This window comes from Massilia scottii, from assembly GCF_030846495.1.
GTDB classification, from domain to species: Bacteria; Pseudomonadota; Gammaproteobacteria; order Burkholderiales; family Burkholderiaceae_D; genus Telluria_A; species Telluria_A violaceinigra.
In genome coordinates, this window is the sequence record NZ_JAVCWM010000024.1 from 50,066 (window position 1) to 71,911 (window position 21,846).

The following is a 21,846-nucleotide window of genomic DNA, read 5'->3' on the forward strand; positions in this document are numbered from 1 at the left end:
GAAGCGAACGCGCCAATCACGCCAATAACAATGGCGCCGCCGGCGCTTATCGGAACTTCTTGTCGTGGCGCTTGCGGGCCGCCGCATTTTGCGACTGCAGGATCGAATCGACCCGCTCCGACGCGCTGCGCGCCAGTTCCTGCGCCAGCGCGACACTGGGAAAGAAGTCCGGCGCGCGGTAAGCCAGCCAGGCGTACGCCGAATACAAGCGGCAGCTATCCTCCACCTCCTGCAGGTTCTGCCAGGCTTGCTGACCCGTATCCTCGTGCAGCTTGCAGATTTTTTTCTTCGCCAGCGACTGCGCCCACATTTCCCAGGCGCGCTGCAGGGACGGCACCTTGGTCGACACCGGCACCAGCGACAGCATGAATTTCTCGGCCACCGACAGCGGCAAGGTATCGAGCCATACGGCGCGCTCGGCCTGCTCCTCGGTAATGCGCGGATAAAAAAAGCCGTCCGGCACATCGATATTGTGGACGAAGCGCCTGAGCAGGCGCACCAGCGACGTTTCGCCGGTCACGGCCGCGATCCGGTGCAGATGCTCGAGCGATGGCGCGACCGAAAAACCGGTGGCGTTGAGCGGTGCCAGCTTTTCCTTGAGCAGCGCGCGCATGACCTCGTGCGTCTCGTCATCGTAACCGGCCACCTTGCCCTCCTCGTGCACGCCGTAGCGGCCCGCGCGGCCGGCGATCTGGCGCGCCAGCGAGGCCGAAATTTCCTCTTCCTCCACGCCGTTGTACTTGACGCTGGTGGTCATCACGATGCGCTCGATCGGCATGTTCAGGCCCATGGCCAGCGCATCGGTGCCGACCACGATATCGGCCTTGCCCTCGCGGAAGCGTTCGGCCTGGGCGCGCCGCACCTCGGGCGCCAGGTTGCCGTACACGGTCGCCACCGACAAGCCCATTTCCGTGATCATGTCGCGCCACATCAGCACCTCGCGCCGCGAAAAGCAGATCACCGCATCGCCGCGCTTGAGGTTGCGCAACTTGCGCACCGCGCTGGGCTCCATCGACAACGGCGCCATGCGCTTGAGCAAGTGCACTTCAAGCGGGCATTCGAGGCGCTCGGCCAGCGCTTCGATCGCGCGCCGCGCTTCCGGCGCGCCGACCAGGTAGACCACCGAGGCCGGCGCGCCGCAGACGGCCGCGGTCCAGGCCGAGCCGCGGTCGCGGTCGGCCAGCATCTGGATTTCATCGATGATGGCAACCTCGACCGGAGTGCGGGTATCGAGCATTTCGACCGTGCTGGCCACGTGGGTGGCATCGTCCGCAATGCGGCGCTCCTCGCCCGTGACCAGGCTGACCGCCAGCGGTTTGCCGTGCGGGCGCGCGCTTTGCAGGCGCTCGAAGTTTTCCAGCGCCAGCAGGCGCAGCGGCGCCAGATAGACCCCGCTTTTGGCCTTGGCCAGCGCTTCCATCGCGCGGTGCGTCTTGCCGGAATTGGTCGGGCCGAGCAAGGCGATGAACTTGCGCGGCAGGCGGCGCGCCACCTCGAAGGAATCGGGATACTCGGCCAGGTTGATGCTGGCGCGGGTGCGCTCGGCATGACGTTCCTCCTGGGCGCGCTCGACGGCGTGGGCGACGCGCTGCTCGATGCGCTCGAACAGATAGCTGGCCGGCTCGGACGTATCGACCTCGAACAGCGGGCCGAGGAAGGTGGCGGCATCGAGGTTATGGTCCTCGCACTCGCCGGAAATATCGCGCACGAACACGCGCACGCTCTGGTGCAGGTCATCGATGGCGCGCGGAGTGACCCGTTCACGCAGCAGGGCGCGCTTGGTCTCCTGATCCATCTTGCGCCACTTGCCCGGCTTGGCCAGCACGCCCTGGGCTGGGACAAGGTGATAAGGCACGTTCAGGCCGCCTTCATCGACCTCGCCGGAAAATTGCAGGAACACCCGGCCCTCCATCTTCACCAGGCGCACCTGTTGATGCTCGAAGCCCAGTTCGGCGATGAGGGCATCGTCGTCGCTATCGTCGGTGGTGGAAGGAGGCAATTGCTGAGTTAAGGATGCTGTCATTGGTACGGGTCAAGTTGTATAGGCGATGAACGTCAACTATATCGCGTCTGCGCCTGTTGCGTAGTTCCAATGCCTGCATCAGCACATGTGTTTCCTAACCGGGGTCAGACCTCCGAATCGAAACACTTTTATTTCTAATCGGAGGTCTGACCCCGGTTAGGAAATTAATCGTCGGGGCGCAGGAGTTTGGTGAGGGCGGCGGCGTACGGTGCGGTGGCGGCGCTGGCGGCCGCTTGCATGGCGCGGTAGTGGGTCAGCACTTCCTGGCCCATCCCGGTCACGCTGGCGCCGCCGCCCTGGCTGCCGCCAGCCGCGCTGCGCACCAGCGGCGCGCCAAAGCTGCGGTTCATCACGTCCACCAGCAGCCACGCGCGCCGGTACGACATGCCCATCGCCCGCGCCGCCGCACTGATCGATCCGGTCCGCGCAATCGCGTCGAGCAGGTCGGCCTTGCCCGGTCCCATCGCAATCTCGCCACCCTGCAGCAGCCGTACCTTGACGTCGATGCCCGCGTCCACCTGCCCCGCCCTGTCGTCGTTCCGATCGTTCATCGCGCCTCAGCCGCCCGAGAGCAGCGCCGCTGCCTTGACCTGGGCCCACACCTGCATCCCCACCTCCAGCCCCAGCTGGTCGCGCGAGCGCCGCGTGATGCGCGCCAGCAGCTGCGTGCCGCCCGCATCGAGCCGCACCATGACATGGGCTGGATCGTTGCCGGGGGTCATCTGGGCGACCGTCGCCCGCAGCTGGTTGAGGATCGAGCTGCCCGCCTGCGCCAGCAAGGTCACGCTGACGTCGCGCGCCAGCACCCGCAGCCGCAGCCGCGTGCCGGGCGCCAGCGCCGCGTGCGTAATGTACATGGCGCCGCCCGCCGCTTTCAGGCACAACAGGCCGTAGTCAGCGTCGACGGTCTCGACCACGGCGTCCACCAGCGCCCCGGCATCGTCCTGCATGGCACGCGTCACCTCGGGCCGGACCAAGGTATCGGCCGCCGGCCCGCTGGCCACCACCCGCCCGCCGTCGAGCAGCACGATGTGGTCGGCCAGGCGCGCCACTTCGTGGGTCGAGTGGCTCACGTACAGCATCGGGATGGCCAGCTCGGCCTGCACCCGCTCCAGATAGGGCAGCACTTCGTCCTTGCGCCGCCCGTCGAGCGAGGCCAGCGGTTCATCCATCAGCAGCAGTTGCGGGGCCGTGAGCATGGCGCGCGCGATCGCCACGCGCTGGCGCTCGCCGCCGGACAAGCCATCCGGCCGCCGCTCCAGCAGATGGCCGATGCCAAGCAGTGCCACCGCGTGCGCCATCACCTTGTCGCCACCGGCGGCGCGGGCGCGCTGGCGGGCAAAATCGAGATTGCCCTGGACCGACAAATGCGCGAACAGGCTCGCTTCCTGGAATACATAACCGAGCGCGCGCTGGTGCGTGGGCACGAACACGCCGGCCGCATCGTCCTGCCACAGCCGGCCGTTGACTTCGAGGTAGCCGCCCGCATGGCGCTCCAGCCCGGCAATCGCGCGCAGCAAGGTGGTTTTGCCGGAACCGGAATGGCCGAACAGCGCGCTCACGCCACGCCCCGGCAAGTCGAGCTGGACCTGCATGGCGAAGCCGCTGCGCCGGATGTCGAAACGCATGCGGATCGTGGAAGCGGCGGTCACAATGTCCTCCGCGTCGGATTGAACCGGTACAGCAGGAACAGGGCGATAAAGCTGATCACCAGCATCCCCCCGGACAACCAGTGCGCCTGGGCATATTCAATCGCTTCGACATGGCCGTAAATCTGGACCGCCACTACCCGCGTCTGCTGCGGAATGTTCCCGCCAATCATCATCACGACACCGAATTCCCCGACCGTGTGGGCGAAGCCGAGCGTGGCGGCGGTGATGAAGCCGGGCCGGGCCAGCGGCAGCACCACCGAAAAGAAGGTGTCGAGCGGACTGGCGCGCAAGGTGGCGGCCACTTCCAGCGGACGCGGACCGATGGCCTCGAAGGCATTTTGCAGCGGCTGGATGACAAAGGGCATCGAGTACAGCAGCGAGCCGATCACAAGCCCGGAAAACGTGAACGGCAACAAACCCAGCCCGAGCCACTGCGTCAGATGCCCGAGCGGGCCGTCCGGCCCCATGGCAATCAGCAGGTAAAACCCGAGCACGGACGGCGGCAGCACCAGCGGCAGCGCAACCACGGCGCCGACCACGCTCCTGGCGCGCGAGCGTGTATGCGCCAGCCACCATGCGACGGGCGTGCCCAGCAACAGCAGCAGCACGGTGACCGTGGTCGCCAGTTTCAGGGTCAGCCAGACGGCGCCCCAGTCGTCAGCGCTCAGCATGCGGCCCTACAGATCGTAGCCGTAGGAACGAATCACCGCGCGCGCCGGCTCGCTCTTGAGATAGCGCAAGAAGGCGAGCGCGGCCGGCTTGCCCTTGCCCCGCTCCAGCAGCACGGCATCTTGCCGGATGGGTGTGTACATGCCGGTCGGCACGAGCCACGCCGATCCCGATTGCAGCTTGCCGCCGCCGTACACCTGCGACATGGCGACAAACCCGAGCGTGGCGGCGCCGGAGACGACGAATTGATGGGTCTGGCCAATGCTGTCACCCTGCACCAGGCGCGGCGTCAGGCGCTCCTGCAAGCCGAGCTTGCCCAGGGTCTGCATGGCGGCCGCGCCATACGGCGCCAGCTTGGGGTTGGCGATGGCCAGATGGGCGAACCGGCCTTGCGTGAGGACCTGTCCCTGCGGGTCGACCAGGCCGGCTTGCGCGCTCCACAGCACCAGCTTGCCGATGGCGTAGGTAAAGCGGGTTTCGGCGACAGCGCTGCCCTCCTTGTCGAGGCGGGCCGGGGTCTCGTCATCGGCCGCGAGCAGCACCTCGAACGGCGCGCCATTCTTGATCTGGGCATAAAACCTGCCGGTCGCGCCGATGGTCGCAAGCACCTTGTGGCCGGTGTCGCGCTCGAAGCGGGCGCTGATGTCTTTCATCGGCGCGCTGAAATTGGCGGCCACGGCCACGTGCACGTCCTCGGCGCGGGCCATGCCCGCCACCATCAATGCGAGCCAGACGCTGGCAAATCGTTTCATGCAGGAACTCCGGTCGGGAATCGAATGCGCCGCAAACAGCGCTATATCCGATTATATACGACGCACAAGATGAGCCAGGGCAAAGTGGAACCTCAGAGGCTCGCGCAAGCGGGCGATTCAAATGTGGCGCATATACGACCAAATGTGAATTTTCGCCGGGTGGCGACTGCGCAAAACGCATAATGACTGCGGCGATGGCGAGCGGAAACGCATGGCCATGATCCCAGCGATAGCGATGTTTCACTTTTACAAGGGACCTCTGATGACACTGTCTGACATGAAAATCGGCACGCGCCTGTAAACAGGGCGCCGGCATCGAACAGGTCAACCGGGCGATTACCCAGATGGACGAGGCGACCCAGCAGAACGCGGCGCTGGTCGAGCAGGCAGCGGCAGCGTCGGCTTCCATGCAGGAACAGGCCGTGCAGCTGGCCGAAGTGGTCAGCGTGTTCAAATGCGATGGCGCCGCCACGGTGCGCCCCGCCCCCGTCGCCCGCACGTCCGCCCCGCCACCATCGGTGCGTCCGGCGGCGCCGCGCCAGAGCTTGCCGGCGGCCCAACGCGCCCCCGCCAGAGAGCCCGCACCGGCCACCAGCGGCGAGGATGTCTGGGAAGAGTTCTAGCCCCAAGAAAGCTTGGCAAGTTTGCAAGCGTATGGCAGGATGCGAAGGCGCGCGATCGCGCGTCTTCCTGCCGGTTCGCGGCGGGCTAACTTTTGCGGAGCCTTATGCCGACTTCACCCGTACGCAGCATCGTCGCCCTCCTGATCGCCACGGCGCTGGCCCTGCCCGCCTCCGCCGCCGGCCTGAACATCTCCCTCAAGCATGGCAGCGCGCACGAGCAGGACCTGCAGAAACAGCTCGAACGCCTGACGGCCGCCCATGACCTGAGTACGTGGATCCAGACCGACAAGATCCTCGTCGACGAAAAAACGATTCCGCACAGCCATCCGGTGCTGACCCTGCACACCAGGCACTACAACGACGACGGCGCGCTCGTGTCGACCTTCATCCACGAGCAGATGCACTGGTGGCTGTCGAAGCATCCGCGCCAGACGCGCCAGGCACTGCGCGAGATCAGGAAGCGCTACCCTGCCCTGCCGGTCGGCTATCCGGACGGCGCCGACAGCCTGGCCGCGTCGCAGGAACATTTGCTGGTGATCTTCCTGGAGCTCGACGGCGTGGAACGGGTGCTGGGCAAGGCCGAGCACGACCGCCTGCTCACGTTCTGGAGCAACGATCATTACAAGAAACTGTACGAGATCGTCGCCCGCGACCGCGAACACATCGGCGCCATCCTGCGCAAGCACCAGCTGATGCTGTGAACGCCTAGTAGCCATCCGAATGAGTGAACGAAATTTCGATTGGTAGGTCATAAGGCGATGAGCCGAACTGACCTAACTGAACAGCAATGGCGGCACCTGGAGCCGTATTTTCCGCCAGATCCACATCATGGCCATGCGTATGTCGAGCATCGTCACGTAACCAATGGGATCTCTTGTGACGCTTGAAAACTGGCGCGCCCTGGCGCGACATTCCACCGCACCATGGCCCGTGGCAGAGCTGCTACGCCAGGTTTGTGCGCTGGTCGAGCAATGGCACTTTGCAACACTTGCTCAAGGTAATGCAAGCGCTTGCCGAAGCGTCCGGGATATCGATTGGGATGGTGTGCGCTGGATGCGACCCACGTCAAACCGCCACGAAAGCACAGCAGCATACCCGAAGGTACCCCTGCCACCGCTGTCCATCGGAACGAGCAACGATTGACACCCAGGTAAAAACGCCGCAGCAACGTCTACGGCTTCGTTTATCGATCCGTTTACAATTTCGTCGTTTGTTACGTTTCCCCCATGCGCACCAGGTCTGCCGGTTTTGGCAGGGTGCAGGCGGCCAGCCTAAACATGAAAGGCGTCCCCTTCATGGCTTTGAAGCCGAGCTTTGCATAATGTCGCCGTGGGGTCGCCATCTTCGAGTTGTTCCTCGCTCTTGTCGACCTCAAGGCAAAAATAGTATGGTCCGATTAGCATGTGAAAATGGCCAAAAGAACTGATCGTTCAGCTCGATAAGGCTCAGCGTCCTCAGGAAAGCGGGCTTACATGCCCGCCGTCAATCAAGAGACCTTCATATTGGAGCTGAGACAAAGGACAGTCCACCAGCTGTTCAAAGGTTTGTTTTGGGACCTTGCATTGCTTCGCCATCAGGGATATCAATCCGGTTGAGATCTCGGTGTGGCTGTGGCTAGTCTTGGTGAAGACAGCCGTTTTCTTGCCTTGCGTATTGAAATAATTGAAGTAGTGATGATCGCCTTCCCGACCTCTAAAGCCCTTGTTCAGCAGGCTCTTTTCCACATCAACCCGTTTGCGCGGCATGGATTACTCCTTCAAAGGTTAGTAAGAGCCGTTGCTTCAGCCCTTGCGCCATTTGATCCAAGGAATCATTGTCCGCAAGTGCATATTCCAACCAGAGCATTGCAATCTGCTCATCAAGTTCTACTGCAACTTTCTGTCGAGTCTCGGCGAATACTTCAATCCCAAGGCTCTCGTCGCGCAAGCAAATATACTGGTGACTCTCGTCCAGTACCGGCACAAACTTCAACGGCAGCTTTGCGCTTAGCACAAGCGTCTCACGCGTCAGTCGGCTGAAAGAGAAAGGTGACAAGTCTACCTCCCGGATATCCGTGACATCATCAATAGCCTTGGGAACTCCGCTATCGTCAAGGATCATCATGCCAGTAACCTGGAGAAAGTCGCGACGATTCTTGAACAAGAGATCTTCTAATTCCTCGGGATAAAAGCAGTCCATCTCACGACCGGTTACAGGGTAGAGAATGGTCAGCTTACGCGCTGCAAAATCGATGTTTCTTAGTTGGCCTGTTACCGTCTGAGCAGCGGCCAACTCCTCAGCCGGAACCGTAAGCTCATCAATGAACGAGGCGCTCCAATCCCCTACACTGGCGACACTAACACCCGTCGAGTCGCGTACATCGAGTCGCCATCCGGACCCAAACTGGGGCAGCATTCCCTTGATACTTTCTAATACACGCTTTCTGATACTGCCGTCGGGAATGACATTCGCCATCCTATCGCGGTCCTGCCTTTGGATACAAACCATCAAATCTTTAAAGACTTGCGTTGCAGCAGCGGCTTGTTCCGGGGCAAAAAGATCAGTGGATCCGCCGCCGATGACAACTGGCATTGCATAGCATCCATGCACAGGCAATTGGCAAATCAGCTGAAACTTTTCAGCACTGGACTTTGCTAGCCTGGCTCTCGCCTTCACGGTTTTACCCTCGACTTGCATTCCAATCAGATCAAATGTCCGCTGAGCATTCTCCAAGATCTGCACGAGGACGTTCGCCGGCAGCGTATGCGCGTCGGTTAGCGGGCCCTCGATATGAAACGTTAATGCTCGGTCCGGTTCTATCATAGAGTTCTCATTATGTTCTCCATCGTAGCATACGCCACTGAAGAGAAAGCAGCCGTGCCGATACATCTCATTGATGAAATAACAATGGAAAACTGGCTTTGTTTAGACAGTCGTAAGGGTTGCAGCGGGCACTTCGAACTGCTCGCGGCGACCGCACATGGGCAATCATTTTACGCATGATAGTAAGCCGGCCAGCGATCTGCCCATCGACAAGTACTTGCGCCTGCTCGTCGCTTAACTCCTCATCCTGACTATATACGAATCGCCGGGCCACCAGTCAGCACCGCCCCCCGGTCGGCGCGCTAGCTTCCTCAGTTCGGTTCATCACCTTTGACCTACCGAGTGAAATTTCGTTCACTGAGTCAGATAGATAGACCCTAGGCGCGGTGATAGGTGAGCGCGCTGGCGATGCAGAAAGCCAGCGCATCGGCGGGCACGCTGTCCGCTTCGTCGAACACCAGCGCGCGGTTGCCTTCAAACTCGAAGTCATGCGGAAACAGGCTGCGGAAGGTGTCGACCAGGGTCGTCTTGCAGTTGAAGTAGATGGCGTAACGCGACGGCGCCGCTTTTTTCCAGGCGATGCGGATCGTGCTGCCGCTCTTGCTCTGGCTGGTGAGATAAGCCGGCTCTCCCCATTTGAGCGTTTCTTCGAGCGGGCCGACGCCGCCGGTCGACGCCGCCGTCGCAAAAATCAGTTCGCGCAGCGCCATCAGTTTGCCCCGCACGGGAGCCGGATAGGCGTCGAAGGTGTGCTGCACGGCAGCGTTGGCGAATGGCGTCATGCTCTCCCCGGTTGGATCACGACGCCGGGACGATTCCCTTCAGGCCGTGGCTTTTTTCGATACGAATCGCGCGGCGACGAGCGCACTGGCCAGCCCCACCACGATCGCCGTGGTGCTGCCGGAAAAGCCCACCGCCGTGTTGGCGGCGATCTTGCCGACCTTCGGTTTGAGCAACTCCAGCCGGCGCCTGGTCATTTGCGCACCCAGCTCGTTCAGGCGGTTCTTGTCCAGCATGCGCTCAGCTTCGGGCAGCAGCACCGTTTCTTCGTCGGCCACGTGGTGCATCACATCGCGCATCAGTTCATGCAGCAGCTGGTCGTGGCGCCGGTCGGTGGGTCCGGTTGCGCGCAGCTCCGCGATCAGGCGGCGCATTTCATCATGTTCCGGCTGGCTTTTCTGGATCACCGGCTCGGCCCCGTTCAAACGGCGCAGCACCGGATAGAACACTTCCTCTTCCAGTGTCGCATGGATTTCCAGTGCGTCGCAAATGGTTTCGGCCAGCGCCTTCTTGACGCTGGGACGCGCGGCGGTGGTGTACTGGTGGAAGGTGACCAGCACATGCGAGTGATCGAAGCGGATCATGTCGGTCACGGAAGGGCTCAATTTATTCAAAGAAAACATGATTCTTCCTCCTGAAAAGTCGTGCCCTTATATTAAAGACACCCACCTTCCGCCCGCGTAGGACGCCGCCTCATTTTCGTGTCGGCCAACTGCACGCGCCACCGTGCAACAAAGCAAGCCTAGCGCTCGTTGCGTCCGTGCAGAAACTCGCGGTACCAGCGTCCGCTGCTTTTCAGGGTGCGCTGCTGGGTCTCGAAGTCGACGTGGACAATGCCGAAGCGGCGCAGGTAACCTTCCGACCATTCGAAATTGTCGAGCAGGCTCCAGGCAAAATAGCCTTTCACTGGCACGCCCTGCTGCTGGGCGGCGCGCACGGCGGCCAGGTGGCGCACCAGGTAGTGGCGGCGCGCCTCGTCGTCGACGCTGCCGTCGGCCTGCACCACGTCCTCGTAGGAAGACCCGTTTTCGGTCACGTAGACCTCGGCCGGCTGGTATTCGTTGGCGATGCGCAGCAGCAACTCGGTCAGCCCGTCGGGCGCGACCTCCCAGCCGAAGGCGGTGCGCTCGCGGTCCTGCGGCAGGACGACCTCGGTGCGCAGGAAGCCGGCAGCGGGCGCGTCGCGCACGATTTCGGGGAAATAGTAGTTCAGGCCGACGAAATCGGTCGGCGCCGCGATGGCCTGCATATCGCCCTCCAGCACCACGGGCGCAGCCTCGCCCAGCAGCGCCAGCGTCTCTTGCGGGTAGCCGCGGCCGTACAGCGGATCGAGGAACCAGCGGTTGCGAAAGCCGTCGTGGCGCTGCAAGGCCTGCTGGTCCGCTTCGCTGTCCGAGGCGGCGCGGATCGGGTGCAGGCTGAGCGCGATGCCGACCCGCGCGTCGGGCACGTTGGCGCGGATGACCGGAGTGGCCAGGCCATGCGACAGCAGCACGTGGTGGCACACCTGCAGCGCGGTGGGCGCGTCGCGCAGGCCGGGTGCGTGCATGCCATCGAGGTTGCCGTGCATGGCGGTGCACCACGGCTCGTTGTGGGTGATCCAGTGGCGCACGCGGTCGCCCAGGCGGCGCGTGACCACGTCGGCATAGTCGACAAAGGCGGCCACGGTATCGCGCTTGGCCCAGCCGCCCTGGTCCTGGATGGATTGCGGCAGGTCCCAGTGGTACAGGGTGGCCCACGGCTGCAGGCCGCGTTCGAGCATGCCGTCGACCAGGCGCTCGTAGAAATCGAGGCCCGCTTCGTTGGGGGCGGCGCCGGTGCCGCCGAAGATGCGCGGCCACGCGATCGAGAAGCGGTAGGCGTTCAGGCCGAGCGACTGGCCGATGTCGAAGTCTTCCGGCCAGCGGTGGTAATGGTCGCAGGCGACGGCGCCGTTGGAGCCGTCGCGGATCTTGCCGGGGGTGGCGCAGAAGGTGTCCCAGATCGACGCCACGCGAGCGTCGGTGCTGCCCGCCCCTTCGATCTGGAAGGCCGAGGTGGAACAGCCCCACAGGAAGTCGTCGCCGAAACTGGCGCGTGCGAGAGGCTGGTGCGGGTCGTTTTTCTGGTTGGTCATAGGGAGATCGGTCAGTGTTAAAGTTGCTCGATGAGAAATTGGAATCGCTTCCACTTTACCACAAAAAAAAGCGCCGGCAACGGCGATGGGGGATTATTTGATTCGTTGAGTTGCGCTGTCTGGGGGGAGCTGTTTTGACCACTGGCCGTCACGCCGTGACGGCGTGACGGCGTGACGACTCGGCGGCTGCAAGGCTCCCGGTGGCGCTACCGGTACGCGCTTCTAAACGACGTTCGCCTTACCCAACGACGCCCGCAGCGCAATCGTCACCGGATATGCATGCGTCACCGGCCGGTCCATGTCATAGCAGCGATTGAGCAGGCAGTTCAAGCCATTGAGCGTCATCTCGGTCCACGGCATGTGCACCGTGGTCAGGCGCGGCGCCGTGTATTCGGCGCTGTTGGTGTCGTCGTACCCGAGCACCGACACCTGCTCGGGCACCGCAACGCCAGCCTGCTGAAAATACGACAGCGCCCCCACCGCCATGTCGTCATTGGCGCAAAACACGGCGGTAAACGGATAGCCCGATTCGGCCAGTTCCCTGGCCGCTTCCCACCCGCCCTTCGGTGCAAAGTCGCTTTCGGCCACCCACATGCCGTCGGTGTCGATACCGGCATGCGCCAGCTCGCCCAGAAAACCGTCGATGCGCTCGACGTTGTCGGGCGCGCCGCGCGGCCCGGCGATGACGGCGATGTCGCGGTGCCCCTCGCGCAACAGGGCTTGCGCCGCCAGGCGGCCGCCGTACAGATGGTCGATGGTGAAGCTCTGGCTGGCGATCGAAGGCACGCTGTGATTGAGCAGCACCAGGCGCGACTTGCGCGGCCCGAGCGCCTCGATGTCTTCGTCGCGCAGCACGTTACTCATCACCAGCACGCCATCGCAGCCGCGCTCCTTGAGAAAATCGATCCCCTGCACGGCCTGGGTGCGCTCGTCGTCGCTGCCGATGCCGAATCCGACCACCATGTTCAGCCCCGCGGCGCGCAATTCCGAATAAATCAGCTTGAGAATCGGCGTGTAGAAGGTGCCGCTCAGGTAGGGAATGTACACGCCGATCATCTGCGAGCTGCCCAGCATCAGCGAGCGGGCCGCGTACGAGGGATGGAACTCGAGTTCCTCGATCGCCTTCTGGACCCGCGCCAGCGTCTTGGGCGACACCGCCCCCTTGCCGCTAACGACACGCGATGCGGTTCCGAGGCCGACGCCGGCCCGCAGTGCTACGTCTTTGAGAGTTGCCACGCGCGCTTCTTCCGTTTAAAAATGGGGACTGCAAAAATCGCAGCATACTGCATTCGGGCGCTCTCTCACAAGCGCGCGCCGCCCGAACCCCGTCACTGCTCGTTCCTGAGGGCGGCGGCGATCAGTTTTTGCGCTTTCTCGGCCGGCATCCTGGTATTCCAGAACGATGTCAATACATCCTGCATGGCGCCATTCTGGTCCGGCGTCAGATACACCTCGCCGATGCCGACGTGGCGCGTGCGGTCCTTCATGATCGCCATGCCGGCCTTGGCGCAGGGGTCCATGCCTGACGCATCGACGTCGCCCCGGATCGGAATCGAGCCTTTGAGCTTATTGAATGCGATCTGGGTGCGCGGTGCGACGATCACGCTGGCCAGCAGCTTCTGGTACTTGATCTGCTGCGCATTGCCGGTCTTGGGGAAGACGAAGGCGTCGCCCTGGATCAAGTAGGGCGAGCGCGGGCCGAAGCCGGGGATGCAGCCGTATTCCTTGCCGGCGCTCTGGCGCGCCGCGCCGAATTCGCCCTTGGCCCAGTCGCCCATCACCTGGATGCCGGCCTTGCCGGAGATGACCAGGGCGGTGGCGTCGTTCCAGTTGCGGCCCGGCGCGCCGGCGTCCACGTACGATTGCAGGCGCTTGAAATTGAGCAGGACGCGGCGGAAGGCCTCGGAATTGATGGCCGCCGGATCGCGCTCGCGCAGCACCTTCAGATACAGGTCGGTGCCGCCCATGTGGGCCAGCATCGACAAAAACAGGATGTTTTCCTGCCACGGCTGGCCGCCGTGCGCGAGCGCGATCAATCCGGCCGCCTTGAGCTTGTCGAGCGCGGCGAACAGCTCGTCGACGCTGGCCGGCTCCTTGGCGATGCCGGCCTTCTGGAAGGCCGCCTTGGAATACCAGATCCAGGCCTGCATGTGGATGTTGACCGGGACCGCGTAGTAATGCCCCTTGACGCGGATGACGCTGAGCACCGGCTCGGGCAGGAACTTGTCCCAGCCTTCCCTGAGCGCGACATCGTCGACGTTATTGAGCATGCCCTGCTCGACCAGGTCGGTGAACTGCTTGGTGGTGTTGAACTGGGCCGCCATCGGCGCATTGCCGCCGACGATGCGGTTGATCGCCACCGCGCGCGCCTGGTCGGCGCCGGCGATCGCGGTATCGGTCCAGGCGCCGCCGGCGGCGCGGTAGGCGTCGGCGATGGTGCGCACCGCGGCCGCTTCGCTGCTGGAAGTCCACCAGTGGATCACTTCCGGTTTGGGGTCGGCGCCAAAGGCGGCGCCGGCGCTTGCCAGCGCCAGCGCGGCGGCCAGAATTCGTTGTTTCAACATGGTCTCCGGTGAAAGCAGGTCTGTGCCCGTCTTGAATTGGAAGGCTTTCCAACTTTGTCGGTTGACTATATCATTCAAAGAATTTCAGTGTCAACGCGCAAGGCTATCACGGCGCGTCGTGATATCGTTTTCGTCCTCTTGTTTTCATCCCTCTTTGCATGGAGCCGCCGTGTTCAATCCGCGCCCGCAAGTCCGTTTTATCGCCATCGCCGGGCAGGCGCCGTGCGTCGTGGTGGACGATTTCCTGCTCGATCCGCGCGCGCTGGTCGCGCAGGCAGTCGCCGCGCAGGCCCGCTTTGCCGTCGACCCGGACAACTACTATCCCGGCCCGGAACTGGACCTGGGCCAGGAGACGGCCTTCCGCCTCGACGAATTCTTCATCCAGCACGTGCGGCGCGCGCTGGGCGCCCAGCGCACCATCAGCGTGGCGGCGCGCCTGGCGCTGGCCACCCTGCCCCCGGACCGGCTGCATCCCCTGCAGCGCCTGTGCCACCGCGACTGCGCCGACCTGGCGCCGGGCGTCGGTGCGGCGGCGGCCGTGGTGTACCTGTTCGACGACGCGCGCATGGGCGGCACCAGCTTTTACCGCCCCACCCAGGCCCCCGAAGACACGGCGCGCCTCTTGTGCGCAGCCCATGCCGGCTCGCCCGCCGACGGCGGCGGCGCGGGCTACCTGACCGCCTCGAACGCCCACTTCGAGCAAATCGGCACCATTGCCGCGCGCTTCAACCGGGCCATTTTCTACGATGGCGAGATCTTCCACGCGGCCCAGATCGAGGCGCCCGCCCTGCTCCACAGCGATCCGGCGCGCGGCCGGCTCACCATGAATGGCTTCTTTCGCTTCCGCAAACGCAGCGCCTGAGCCATCGGCCGCGACGACAGGCCATCGCCGCGTTGTTTTACAGCAAATTTCAGCCAAACTGAGGCCCATAACGATACCCAGAAGCATCTTATAAGGTTGGTCGATATATAATTTCGGCTATTTTTGCCGAATGGCCACATTTGGCGATCTATTTCTACAAACAAATTACAGGATTCCACGTGAAAAACAAACTCGCTATCGCCATGCTGGCCGCCGCCACCGCTCCTATGGCAGCGCAGGCCGAAAGCTCCTACGTTGGTGTTGGCATTGGTGCTGCAGAGCAAGTTCTGAGCATCACCGAAGGCACCTACAAGGACCACGACATTGCAGCCAAGGTATTCACCGGTTACAAATTCGACAAGAACTTCGGCGTCGAAGCCGGCTTCACCCACTTCGGCACCGCCGAAACCGGTGGCAAGCGTAGCGGTTCGCGCGCGCGTTCGTACTTCGCGGCCGGCACCCTCGCCCTGCCGCTGGGCGAGAAGTTCGCCATCACCGGCAAGCTGGGTATCGCCAAGAACCGCACCATGCAGCTGCTGGTCGGCGAAGGCGACGACAAGCAGAAAAAGACCGATGCGCTGCTGGGCGTTGGCGTCACCTACGCCGTGACCAAGACCATCGCCGCGTTCGTCGAATATGAAAACTACGGCGCCGTCGCAAGAGGCCAGAATGGTTCGCTGAAAGCGACGATCCTGTCGACCGGCATGCGTTTCTCGTTCTAAGCTGCCTGCTCCACAAATAAACCGGCTGCGTGCCGGTTTTTTTACGTCCCTCGTCGCCGCGCCGACAGGCCGCGCCGTCAGGCCGCGCGGCGCAGCGCCGCCGCCTGGCAGTTGGCCTTGATGAATGCCTCATGGCTGGACATGGCGTCCACGCATTTGCGGATCACCGCCTGCGTCCCCTGCAGGAAGTCGGCGATCTCGTCCGGTGCGCGCTGGTCGACCACCGGGTTGTAGCCGCGCGCGCGCAAGCCCTGCCCGTGCATCACCTGCAGCCAGCTATCCTCGGGAAACAGCTCCTCGTTCTCGCGCAGGATGCGCCCGTGGCTGGCGTACAGGTCGAGCTTGCGCCGCAGGTTGTCCGGCACCTCCATGTCGCGGCAATAACGCCAGAACGACGAATCGTCGCGCGTGCCCGCTTTATAGTGCAGGATCAGGAAGTCGCGAATCTGCTCGTACTCCTTGTCGCACAGGCGGTTGAAGGTATCGATGTCGACCTGGTCGAAGCCGCGGTCGGGGAAAAAACTGATCAGCCGCATCAGCGCCGTCTTGACCATGTGGATGCTGGTCGACTCCAACGGTTCCATGAAGCCGCCCGACAGGCCGATCGCCACGCAGTTCTTGTTCCAGGCGCGCTTGCGCTTGCCGGTGGTGAACTTGAGCAGGCGCGGTTCGGCCAGCGGCTGGCCGTCGAGATTGTTCATGAGGATGGCCTGGGCTTCGTCGGCGCTCATGAACTTGCTCGAAAATACGTGGCCGTTGCCGGTGCGGTGCTGCAGCGGAATGCGCCACTGCCAGCCGGCCGTGTGCGCGGTCGAGCGCGTCAGCGCCGCCATGGGGCCGTGCGATTCGCAGGGCACGGCAATGGCGCGGTCGCACGGCAGCCAGCCGCTCCAGTCTTCATAGCCCGTGTGCAGGGCTTGCTCGATCAGCAAACCGGCCATGCCGGAGCAATCGAGAAAGAAGTCGCCGGCGATGCGCTCGCCGTTTTCCATCATCAGCGCGGCGATCGATCCGTCCGGATGCAGCACCGTCTCGACGATGCGGCCCTCGGTGCGCTGCACGCCGCGCGCCTCGCTGTAGCTGCGCAGGTAGCGCGCATACAGGCCGGCGTCGAAATGGAAGGCGTAGGACAGGTCCGCCAGCGGCGAATTGGGCAGGTCCGGACGTCCGCGGCTGAACTTGCCCAGGCGCGCGGCCATGCTGTTGATCGAGTACGGCTCCAGGCTGTCGGCCTGCCCGGCCTGGTGCATTTTCAGCCAGTAGTGGAAGAAATTGGCGGTCGGCTGGTCGCGCCCGACCGAGCCGAAGCCGTGGATGTAGTTGCTGCCCCGCTGCCCCCAATCGACGAATTCGATGCCGAGCTTGAAGGTGCCCTGGGTGGCGCGGATGAAGTCGTTCTCATCGATGCCCAGGTGCAGGTTGAAATTGCGGATGCTGGGAATGGTCGCCTCCCCCACTCCGATGGTGGAAATCTGGTCCGACTCGATCAGGCGGTAATGGTGGCCCACGGGCAGCAGCTGCGACAGCGCCGCGGCGCTCATCCAGCCGGCGGTGCCGCCACCGACAATCACGATCTGCTTGATGCGCTGCTCTGTCATCTGGTTCTCCGGTCGATGCTTGGACTAAGGGTGTAAGTAAATAAGTGCGCATGCAAAAAAACCGGTGTGGCCTGGGGGACAGGACACACCGGCCCACCGCGCGCCTTGCGGCACGCGGGGCTCGCCAAACGGTGGATGTCAGTAGCGCATCAGTAGTTGAATCCGGCGCGCAGGCCGAACATGCGTGGTTCGTTGTAGCTGGCGATCATCTGCCCGCCGAGGCCGCTGTTGCCGGACGTTTTCACCTTCTTGTCCGTCACGTTGCGCACATACAGTTCCGCATGCCAGTTGCCATTGGGCGCGTCGACCCGGAACGAGGCGTCGCCGACCGCATTGGCTTTCTGGAAGCGGCCGATGTGCTCGAACTCGTCGTTGCGCACGTCGAAGTAGACCTTGTCGCGCCAGTTGACCTTGAAGTACGGGGTCAGCTTGTAGCCGCCGTCGAGCACGAACGCTTGCGAAGCGTGCAGCATGAAGGTGTACTTCGGCGCGTTCGGCAGGCGGTTGTTGGTCACGTCGTACAGGCGCTTGCCGTTGTCCGGACCGGCACCGGCGTACGGCGCCGGGCAGCGTTCCTGGTTGAATTCGATGCGCTCGTCGCACAGGTAGTCGTCGCTGTAGGAACCGTAGTCGCGGATCGAGGTGTTCAGGTTGGAGAAGGCGCCGCCGACCTTGGCGCCCTTCCATGGCTTGTAATCCCACTCGACTTCGATGCCCGAGATGCGGTTGTTGCCGACGTTGATGGTGCGCCAGGTTTCGTACACATCGCACTTGGGCTGGTCGCTGGCGCACGGCTTGCCATCGTCCGGACGGTATTTCGAGACGAAGTAGGTGTTGGTCAGCTGCTGGTCCTTGTAGCGCATCATGAAGGCGACGGCCGACACGCTCAGGCGGTTTTCCAGGAACTTGCCCTTGTAGCCGAATTCCAGATTGGTGACCAGTTCCGGCTTGTACGGCAAGAAGGTTTCCACGCCCTTCTTGCCGTCGATGCAGGTATGGCCGCCGCAACTGTCGACCTTGTCGCCGAAGCCGCCGGCCTTGTAGCCGGTCGACAGCGCCGTGTAGGCCATCTGGTTGTCGGTGACCTGTTTCTGCAGGCCGAGGCGCCAGGTGACTTTTTTCCATTCTTCCTTGTGATCGTTCGGCGACGGCCGGCCGTAGCCGGAATACGCCTCGACGCTGCCGCCCATGCCCGGTTTCAGGTCATTGGCTTGTGGAAAACGGTAGCCGGGCGTGTTCGGAATGCCGCCGTTGTACTGGCCGCGGTAAAACGCCGTCTCGCCGGCCCAGCCGCCCAGGTTCAGGCCATTCTTGTCTTCCTTGGTGTCGACGCTGTAGCGCGCGCCGGCGGTGGCGGTCCAGGTCGGGATGAATTTCCAGTCGGCCTGGGCGAACACGGCCTTCGCGTCGACCTGGCGGTCCGGCTGCGAGTAAAACGCGCCGGAGGCGATGCCGTGCGGCTTGCGGAAGAAATCGACGACTTCGTAGTTGATCTGGTTTTTCTCGTGCATCCAGAACAGGCCGGCCACGTATTGCAGGGTGTCGAACTGCTGCTTGAGCTGGAGTTCCTGCACCGAGGACTTGTATTTCGAGTCCCAGGTGGCCTGGTAGCGGTCGTCCAGCGGCCAGGTGCTCCAGTTGGCCGCGTCCGGGCGGTTCGGGTAGTCGGCCGTCACCTGGAACGGCAGCGCCGCCGTCAAGCCCTTGTCGGCGTCGTACAGCTGCGAGCGCTGCTGGTTGGCCAGCATGAAGCTGTAGTCGATGCTGGTGTTCTTGCTGACGTTCCAGCTGACCCCGGCGCGCAGCGACTTGATGGTCATGTCGGTCTTGCCGGGCACGTTGATCAGGAGGTCCCACTGGCCGCCGGTGCAGGCGTAGCGCGTGCCGGCTGCCTGGTCGCAGTCGCGGAAACTGGTGTTGCCGGCGCCATTGTCCTGAAACAGCTCGTAGGCGGCGTTGAGGGTCAGGTCCGGGGTGATCTTGAACTTGGCTGCCAGGCGCGCTGCGTACTCGTCCTGGTTGGTGTAGAAATCCTTGGCGCTGACCGGGTGGTTGTAGCGCTGGTCGACGTCGGGAATGCCATCCGGAATCCAGCCCTTGGACGGCACGTTCGCTTCGCGCGTGTCCGACATCTGGTTGGCCCAGCCGTTGCGCGTGACCTTGGTGAACGAGCCGCGCAGCGCCAGCTTGTCGTTGACGGCGATGTTCTGGATCAGGTTGACCTGTTTCTTGCGGTAATTGCCGATGTCGACCTCGGCCTTGCCGTAGTTGCCCGAGAAATCAGGCTTGGCCGAAATGACGTTGACGCTGCCGCCGGTGGAATTGCGCCCGAACAGGGTGCCCTGCGGGCCGCGCAGCACTTCGACCTGGTCGACGTCGAACATGAGCGCCTGGGCGCCCTGCGGACGGGGCGAATACAGGCCGTCGATGTGAAAGCCGACGGCGGGGTCGCCGATTTCGGTGGTGTTCGAGGAGGTCACGCCGCGGATGGTGATCTGCACCGCCGAGTCGCCGGTGGCCTGGAACGTCACGTTGGGAATTTCGTTGGCCAGGTCCTTGGCGCTGGTGATGCCCATTCGGTTCAGGTTATCCTGGCTGTAGGCGGTGACCGCCAGCGGGGTTTTCAGCAACGAGGTCGAGTAGCGGGTGGCGGTGACCTTCACTTCGGGAATGAATTCCTTGTCGCTTTCGCTGGCCGGGGCCGGCGCCGGAGCCTGGGCATGGGCGGACATACCGATCAGCCCGCACGCGCTGGCAACGGCCAGGCTGACCAGGGTCCTTCTTGTCTTCGGATACAACATTGCGTCTCCTCGTTGATTTTTTTGATTATCGTTTTTAGCCCGCGGCCCGGGCCGGCGCCGCGTCTGTACTCCACTACACCCTGCCGCCGCCTCGGGCAACACATCCATGATCGGCTGTTCCGGCACCTCCACACTGATTGGAAACGCTCCCAATCGATGAGCAAAATATATCACTCAATGTTTTTCAATGTCAACGATACTTTGTGCGGAGTTAAAAAAGCAACAGCGGAGAGGCGGGCGCGTTGCCTGCGCGCCCTGCCGTGCCAAGCCGCCGGCGCGGCACTACCGGCAGACACGGGCTCGATCAGCGTCCGAACGGATACTCCAAGGTCTTGTCAATGACAATCGGCAGCGGTATATCCCTGCCGGAATCAAACGCCCTGTTCATGAGCTTGACGTCTTCTGCGGGAATGAGCATCGGCTTAGGGTCCTTGGCGGACATGCTTCTTACCGGCGTTCTCGATCGGTTCAGGTTTTGAATTCCCATGGCGATTTGCAGAGAGTAATCTGTCGGAGTTGAGCCCGCATCAAACGGCTGGCTCCCCAGGTAGTTGGCAAACCAGCGCGCCGACTCGGCTTGCGAGGGAGCAATCATGGGAGACCTCGATGGGGTTTGTGCCGTCGCATGGCAAGATATGCACGACGACCTGGGATTATCCACTGGACCGTTGAGTCTTCCATCCGCCCCCAAGTGCTGCGGCGTTCCGATCATCTTGTTAATCCATTGCTGATTTTTGGCGAGGTCGTTACCCCACATCACGCCAACCAACTGCATTCTTTCCCAAGGCGTGGCGCCGGCTGCATTGCCGTTGTAAGACAAGGTCGCAAACACCCATCCCGTCTCGAGCGCGCGCGCGTCTTTGACGGCAATGTCCACTTGCATCAACCGGACAGTTTGCGGCCGACGGACCAGCGCTCCGCTGGGACAGGTCGCACCGGAAAACACGTGGACATTTGCCCGCCATTCTATTGTATCCTTGAGATAAGAAACCTCGGAATCGGGCGCCGTCGTAAACAGTAATTTTGCAATCACTGTTCCATTGGGAAATTGCGACAATGCCGCGTCCGGAGTGCCAGGTTTGGCCCATACTCTACCGACCTGATATCCTCCCGGTGGATTATAAAACCCCACTGCCCAGTTCTGAAAACACCTTGTCTGCGTCGGACCCAATTCGCCCTTCCCCGCCGTGGCCGGAGCGGGCGTGGTCCTTTCCCGGGTCAACCCTCGAATGAACTCCCGACCGGTATCGCCATAGTGCATCCAAGGTGCGTGATACCATGTACGTACCTTATTATTCCGAACATCCCAGTCCGCCTGAATATTGCCTTCAAGGACATACGAGTACACCGTCTTTGCGTACTGCTCCGGCTCCTTCGTGGGATCGATCGCTTGCCAGGGCAGTGCATCTTGGGGGAGCGCTACCGGATAATCCTGGCTGAGCTTAAATACGGGACCTGTCCAGCCGGCGGGAATTTTATCGTTGGATGAGGGGAAATTTTGCGCTATAGCATTTCCGTTACTAACACCAGCCAGAAGCACGAAGATTATACCGGTACGCCGTATTGCAAGATTCCATATCCGGCGCGATATAATCTGACTGTTGCGCTCAATATTATTGCATGCACACATGATTTATCCTTCCGCAGTGAATCAAATTGCACGACGTCACATTTTTCAGATAAGCCGATAAAATCATCGGCCATCCGAATTACTGTATCTCCAGACGTACGGATCAGGATTGATAGATGCGGCGTTTTCGGCACATCATTGATGGTTCTGCTGTTATCGCTGAATGAATGCCCGACGTCGGTTCATCTTTCCCTGCTGCCAATCTGGCACGAAAACACGTCAAGCTGCGTGTGTGGGCGCGGACGCGTGGCA

Annotated in this window: 20 protein-coding genes; 5 read left to right on the forward strand and 15 right to left on the reverse strand. The window is 62.6% G+C overall.

Annotated features, from left to right (window positions below):
* Positions 1-46: 46 nt before the first annotated feature.
* From RBA41_RS25860 to modA, 5 genes are all read right to left on the reverse strand, one after another.
* On the reverse strand, positions 47-2,023 hold the full coding sequence (locus RBA41_RS25860; RefSeq protein WP_306627126.1) for a helicase-related protein: 1,977 nt from the start codon (positions 2,021-2,023) through the stop codon (positions 47-49).
* 164 nt (positions 2,024-2,187) lie between these two features.
* The gene (locus RBA41_RS25865) at positions 2,188-2,574 is read right to left on the reverse strand and encodes a winged helix-turn-helix domain-containing protein (RefSeq protein ID WP_306627127.1); all 387 of its coding nucleotides are present in this window, start codon (positions 2,572-2,574) and stop codon (positions 2,188-2,190) included.
* A gap of 6 nt (positions 2,575-2,580) precedes the next feature.
* On the reverse strand, positions 2,581-3,651 hold the full coding sequence (gene modC, locus RBA41_RS25870) for a molybdenum ABC transporter ATP-binding protein (RefSeq protein WP_306627187.1): 1,071 nt from the start codon (positions 3,649-3,651) through the stop codon (positions 2,581-2,583).
* A 20-nt stretch (positions 3,652-3,671) separates the two neighbouring features.
* A complete protein-coding gene (gene modB / locus RBA41_RS25875; RefSeq protein WP_306627128.1) occupies positions 3,672-4,346 on the reverse strand; it encodes a molybdate ABC transporter permease subunit in 675 nt (224 codons plus the stop codon).
* A 6-nt stretch (positions 4,347-4,352) separates the two neighbouring features.
* Complete coding sequence (gene modA, locus RBA41_RS25880; protein ID WP_306627129.1) at positions 4,353-5,096, reverse strand: molybdate ABC transporter substrate-binding protein; 744 nt, start codon at positions 5,094-5,096, stop codon at positions 4,353-4,355.
* Positions 5,097-5,440: 344 nt separating this feature from the next.
* Here modA and RBA41_RS25885 point away from each other — a divergent pair, with 344 nt between their 5' ends.
* The 3 genes from RBA41_RS25885 (at position 5,441) to RBA41_RS33510 (ending at position 7,145) form a co-directional block, all read left to right on the forward strand.
* Positions 5,441-5,719: a hypothetical protein gene (locus RBA41_RS25885; RefSeq protein WP_306627130.1), complete on the forward strand. Its 279-nt coding sequence runs from the start codon at positions 5,441-5,443 to the stop codon at positions 5,717-5,719.
* Between the two features lie 104 nt (positions 5,720-5,823).
* Positions 5,824-6,420, forward strand: coding sequence for a hypothetical protein (locus RBA41_RS25890; RefSeq protein ID WP_306627132.1), 597 nt, complete (start codon positions 5,824-5,826; stop codon positions 6,418-6,420).
* 182 nt (positions 6,421-6,602) lie between these two features.
* The gene (locus tag RBA41_RS33510) at positions 6,603-7,145 is read left to right on the forward strand and encodes a transposase (RefSeq protein ID WP_374709598.1); all 543 of its coding nucleotides are present in this window, start codon (positions 6,603-6,605) and stop codon (positions 7,143-7,145) included.
* Between the two features lie 28 nt (positions 7,146-7,173).
* Here RBA41_RS33510 and RBA41_RS25895 read toward each other — a convergent pair whose 3' ends face one another.
* From RBA41_RS25895 to RBA41_RS25925, 7 genes are all read right to left on the reverse strand, one after another.
* Complete coding sequence (locus tag RBA41_RS25895; RefSeq protein WP_306627134.1) at positions 7,174-7,464, reverse strand: hypothetical protein; 291 nt, start codon at positions 7,462-7,464, stop codon at positions 7,174-7,176.
* On the reverse strand, positions 7,445-8,521 hold the full coding sequence (locus RBA41_RS25900; protein WP_306627135.1) for a hypothetical protein: 1,077 nt from the start codon (positions 8,519-8,521) through the stop codon (positions 7,445-7,447). The genes RBA41_RS25895 and RBA41_RS25900 overlap by 20 nt, the downstream gene beginning before the upstream one ends.
* 377 nt (positions 8,522-8,898) lie before the next feature.
* Positions 8,899-9,303 (reverse strand): DUF1801 domain-containing protein, encoded by a 405-nt coding sequence (locus RBA41_RS25905; RefSeq protein ID WP_306627137.1) that lies wholly within the window; start codon positions 9,301-9,303, stop codon positions 8,899-8,901.
* A 39-nt stretch (positions 9,304-9,342) separates the two neighbouring features.
* Entirely contained in the window at positions 9,343-9,924 is a 582-nt protein-coding gene (locus RBA41_RS25910; RefSeq protein WP_306627139.1) for a hemerythrin domain-containing protein, read from the reverse strand.
* 119 nt (positions 9,925-10,043) lie between these two features.
* Entirely contained in the window at positions 10,044-11,417 is a 1,374-nt protein-coding gene (locus RBA41_RS25915) for a GH1 family beta-glucosidase (RefSeq protein ID WP_306627141.1), read from the reverse strand.
* Positions 11,418-11,639: 222 nt separating this feature from the next.
* Positions 11,640-12,653 (reverse strand): LacI family DNA-binding transcriptional regulator, encoded by a 1,014-nt coding sequence (locus RBA41_RS25920; protein WP_306627142.1) that lies wholly within the window; start codon positions 12,651-12,653, stop codon positions 11,640-11,642.
* Positions 12,654-12,745: 92 nt separating this feature from the next.
* A complete protein-coding gene (locus RBA41_RS25925) occupies positions 12,746-13,981 on the reverse strand; it encodes an ABC transporter substrate-binding protein (RefSeq protein ID WP_306627144.1) in 1,236 nt (411 codons plus the stop codon).
* 169 nt (positions 13,982-14,150) lie between these two features.
* On the opposite strand from RBA41_RS25925, the gene RBA41_RS25930 reads away from it, so the two are divergent.
* Both RBA41_RS25930 and RBA41_RS25935 read left to right on the forward strand, forming a co-directional pair.
* A complete protein-coding gene (locus tag RBA41_RS25930) occupies positions 14,151-14,843 on the forward strand; it encodes a DUF6445 family protein (RefSeq protein WP_306627145.1) in 693 nt (230 codons plus the stop codon).
* A 179-nt stretch (positions 14,844-15,022) separates the two neighbouring features.
* Positions 15,023-15,565, forward strand: a complete 543-nt coding sequence (locus tag RBA41_RS25935) for an outer membrane beta-barrel protein (RefSeq protein ID WP_306627147.1) — start codon at positions 15,023-15,025, stop codon at positions 15,563-15,565.
* A 77-nt stretch (positions 15,566-15,642) separates the two neighbouring features.
* On the opposite strand, the gene RBA41_RS25940 is transcribed toward RBA41_RS25935, so the two are convergent.
* From RBA41_RS25940 to RBA41_RS25950, 3 genes are all read right to left on the reverse strand, one after another.
* On the reverse strand, positions 15,643-17,163 hold the full coding sequence (locus tag RBA41_RS25940) for a tryptophan halogenase family protein (protein WP_306627148.1): 1,521 nt from the start codon (positions 17,161-17,163) through the stop codon (positions 15,643-15,645).
* A 149-nt stretch (positions 17,164-17,312) separates the two neighbouring features.
* Positions 17,313-19,964, reverse strand: coding sequence for a TonB-dependent receptor (locus RBA41_RS25945; protein ID WP_306627150.1), 2,652 nt, complete (start codon positions 19,962-19,964; stop codon positions 17,313-17,315).
* Positions 19,965-20,268: 304 nt separating this feature from the next.
* Positions 20,269-21,594: a hypothetical protein gene (locus tag RBA41_RS25950; RefSeq protein ID WP_306627151.1), complete on the reverse strand. Its 1,326-nt coding sequence runs from the start codon at positions 21,592-21,594 to the stop codon at positions 20,269-20,271.
* Positions 21,595-21,846: the final 252 nt, after the last annotated feature.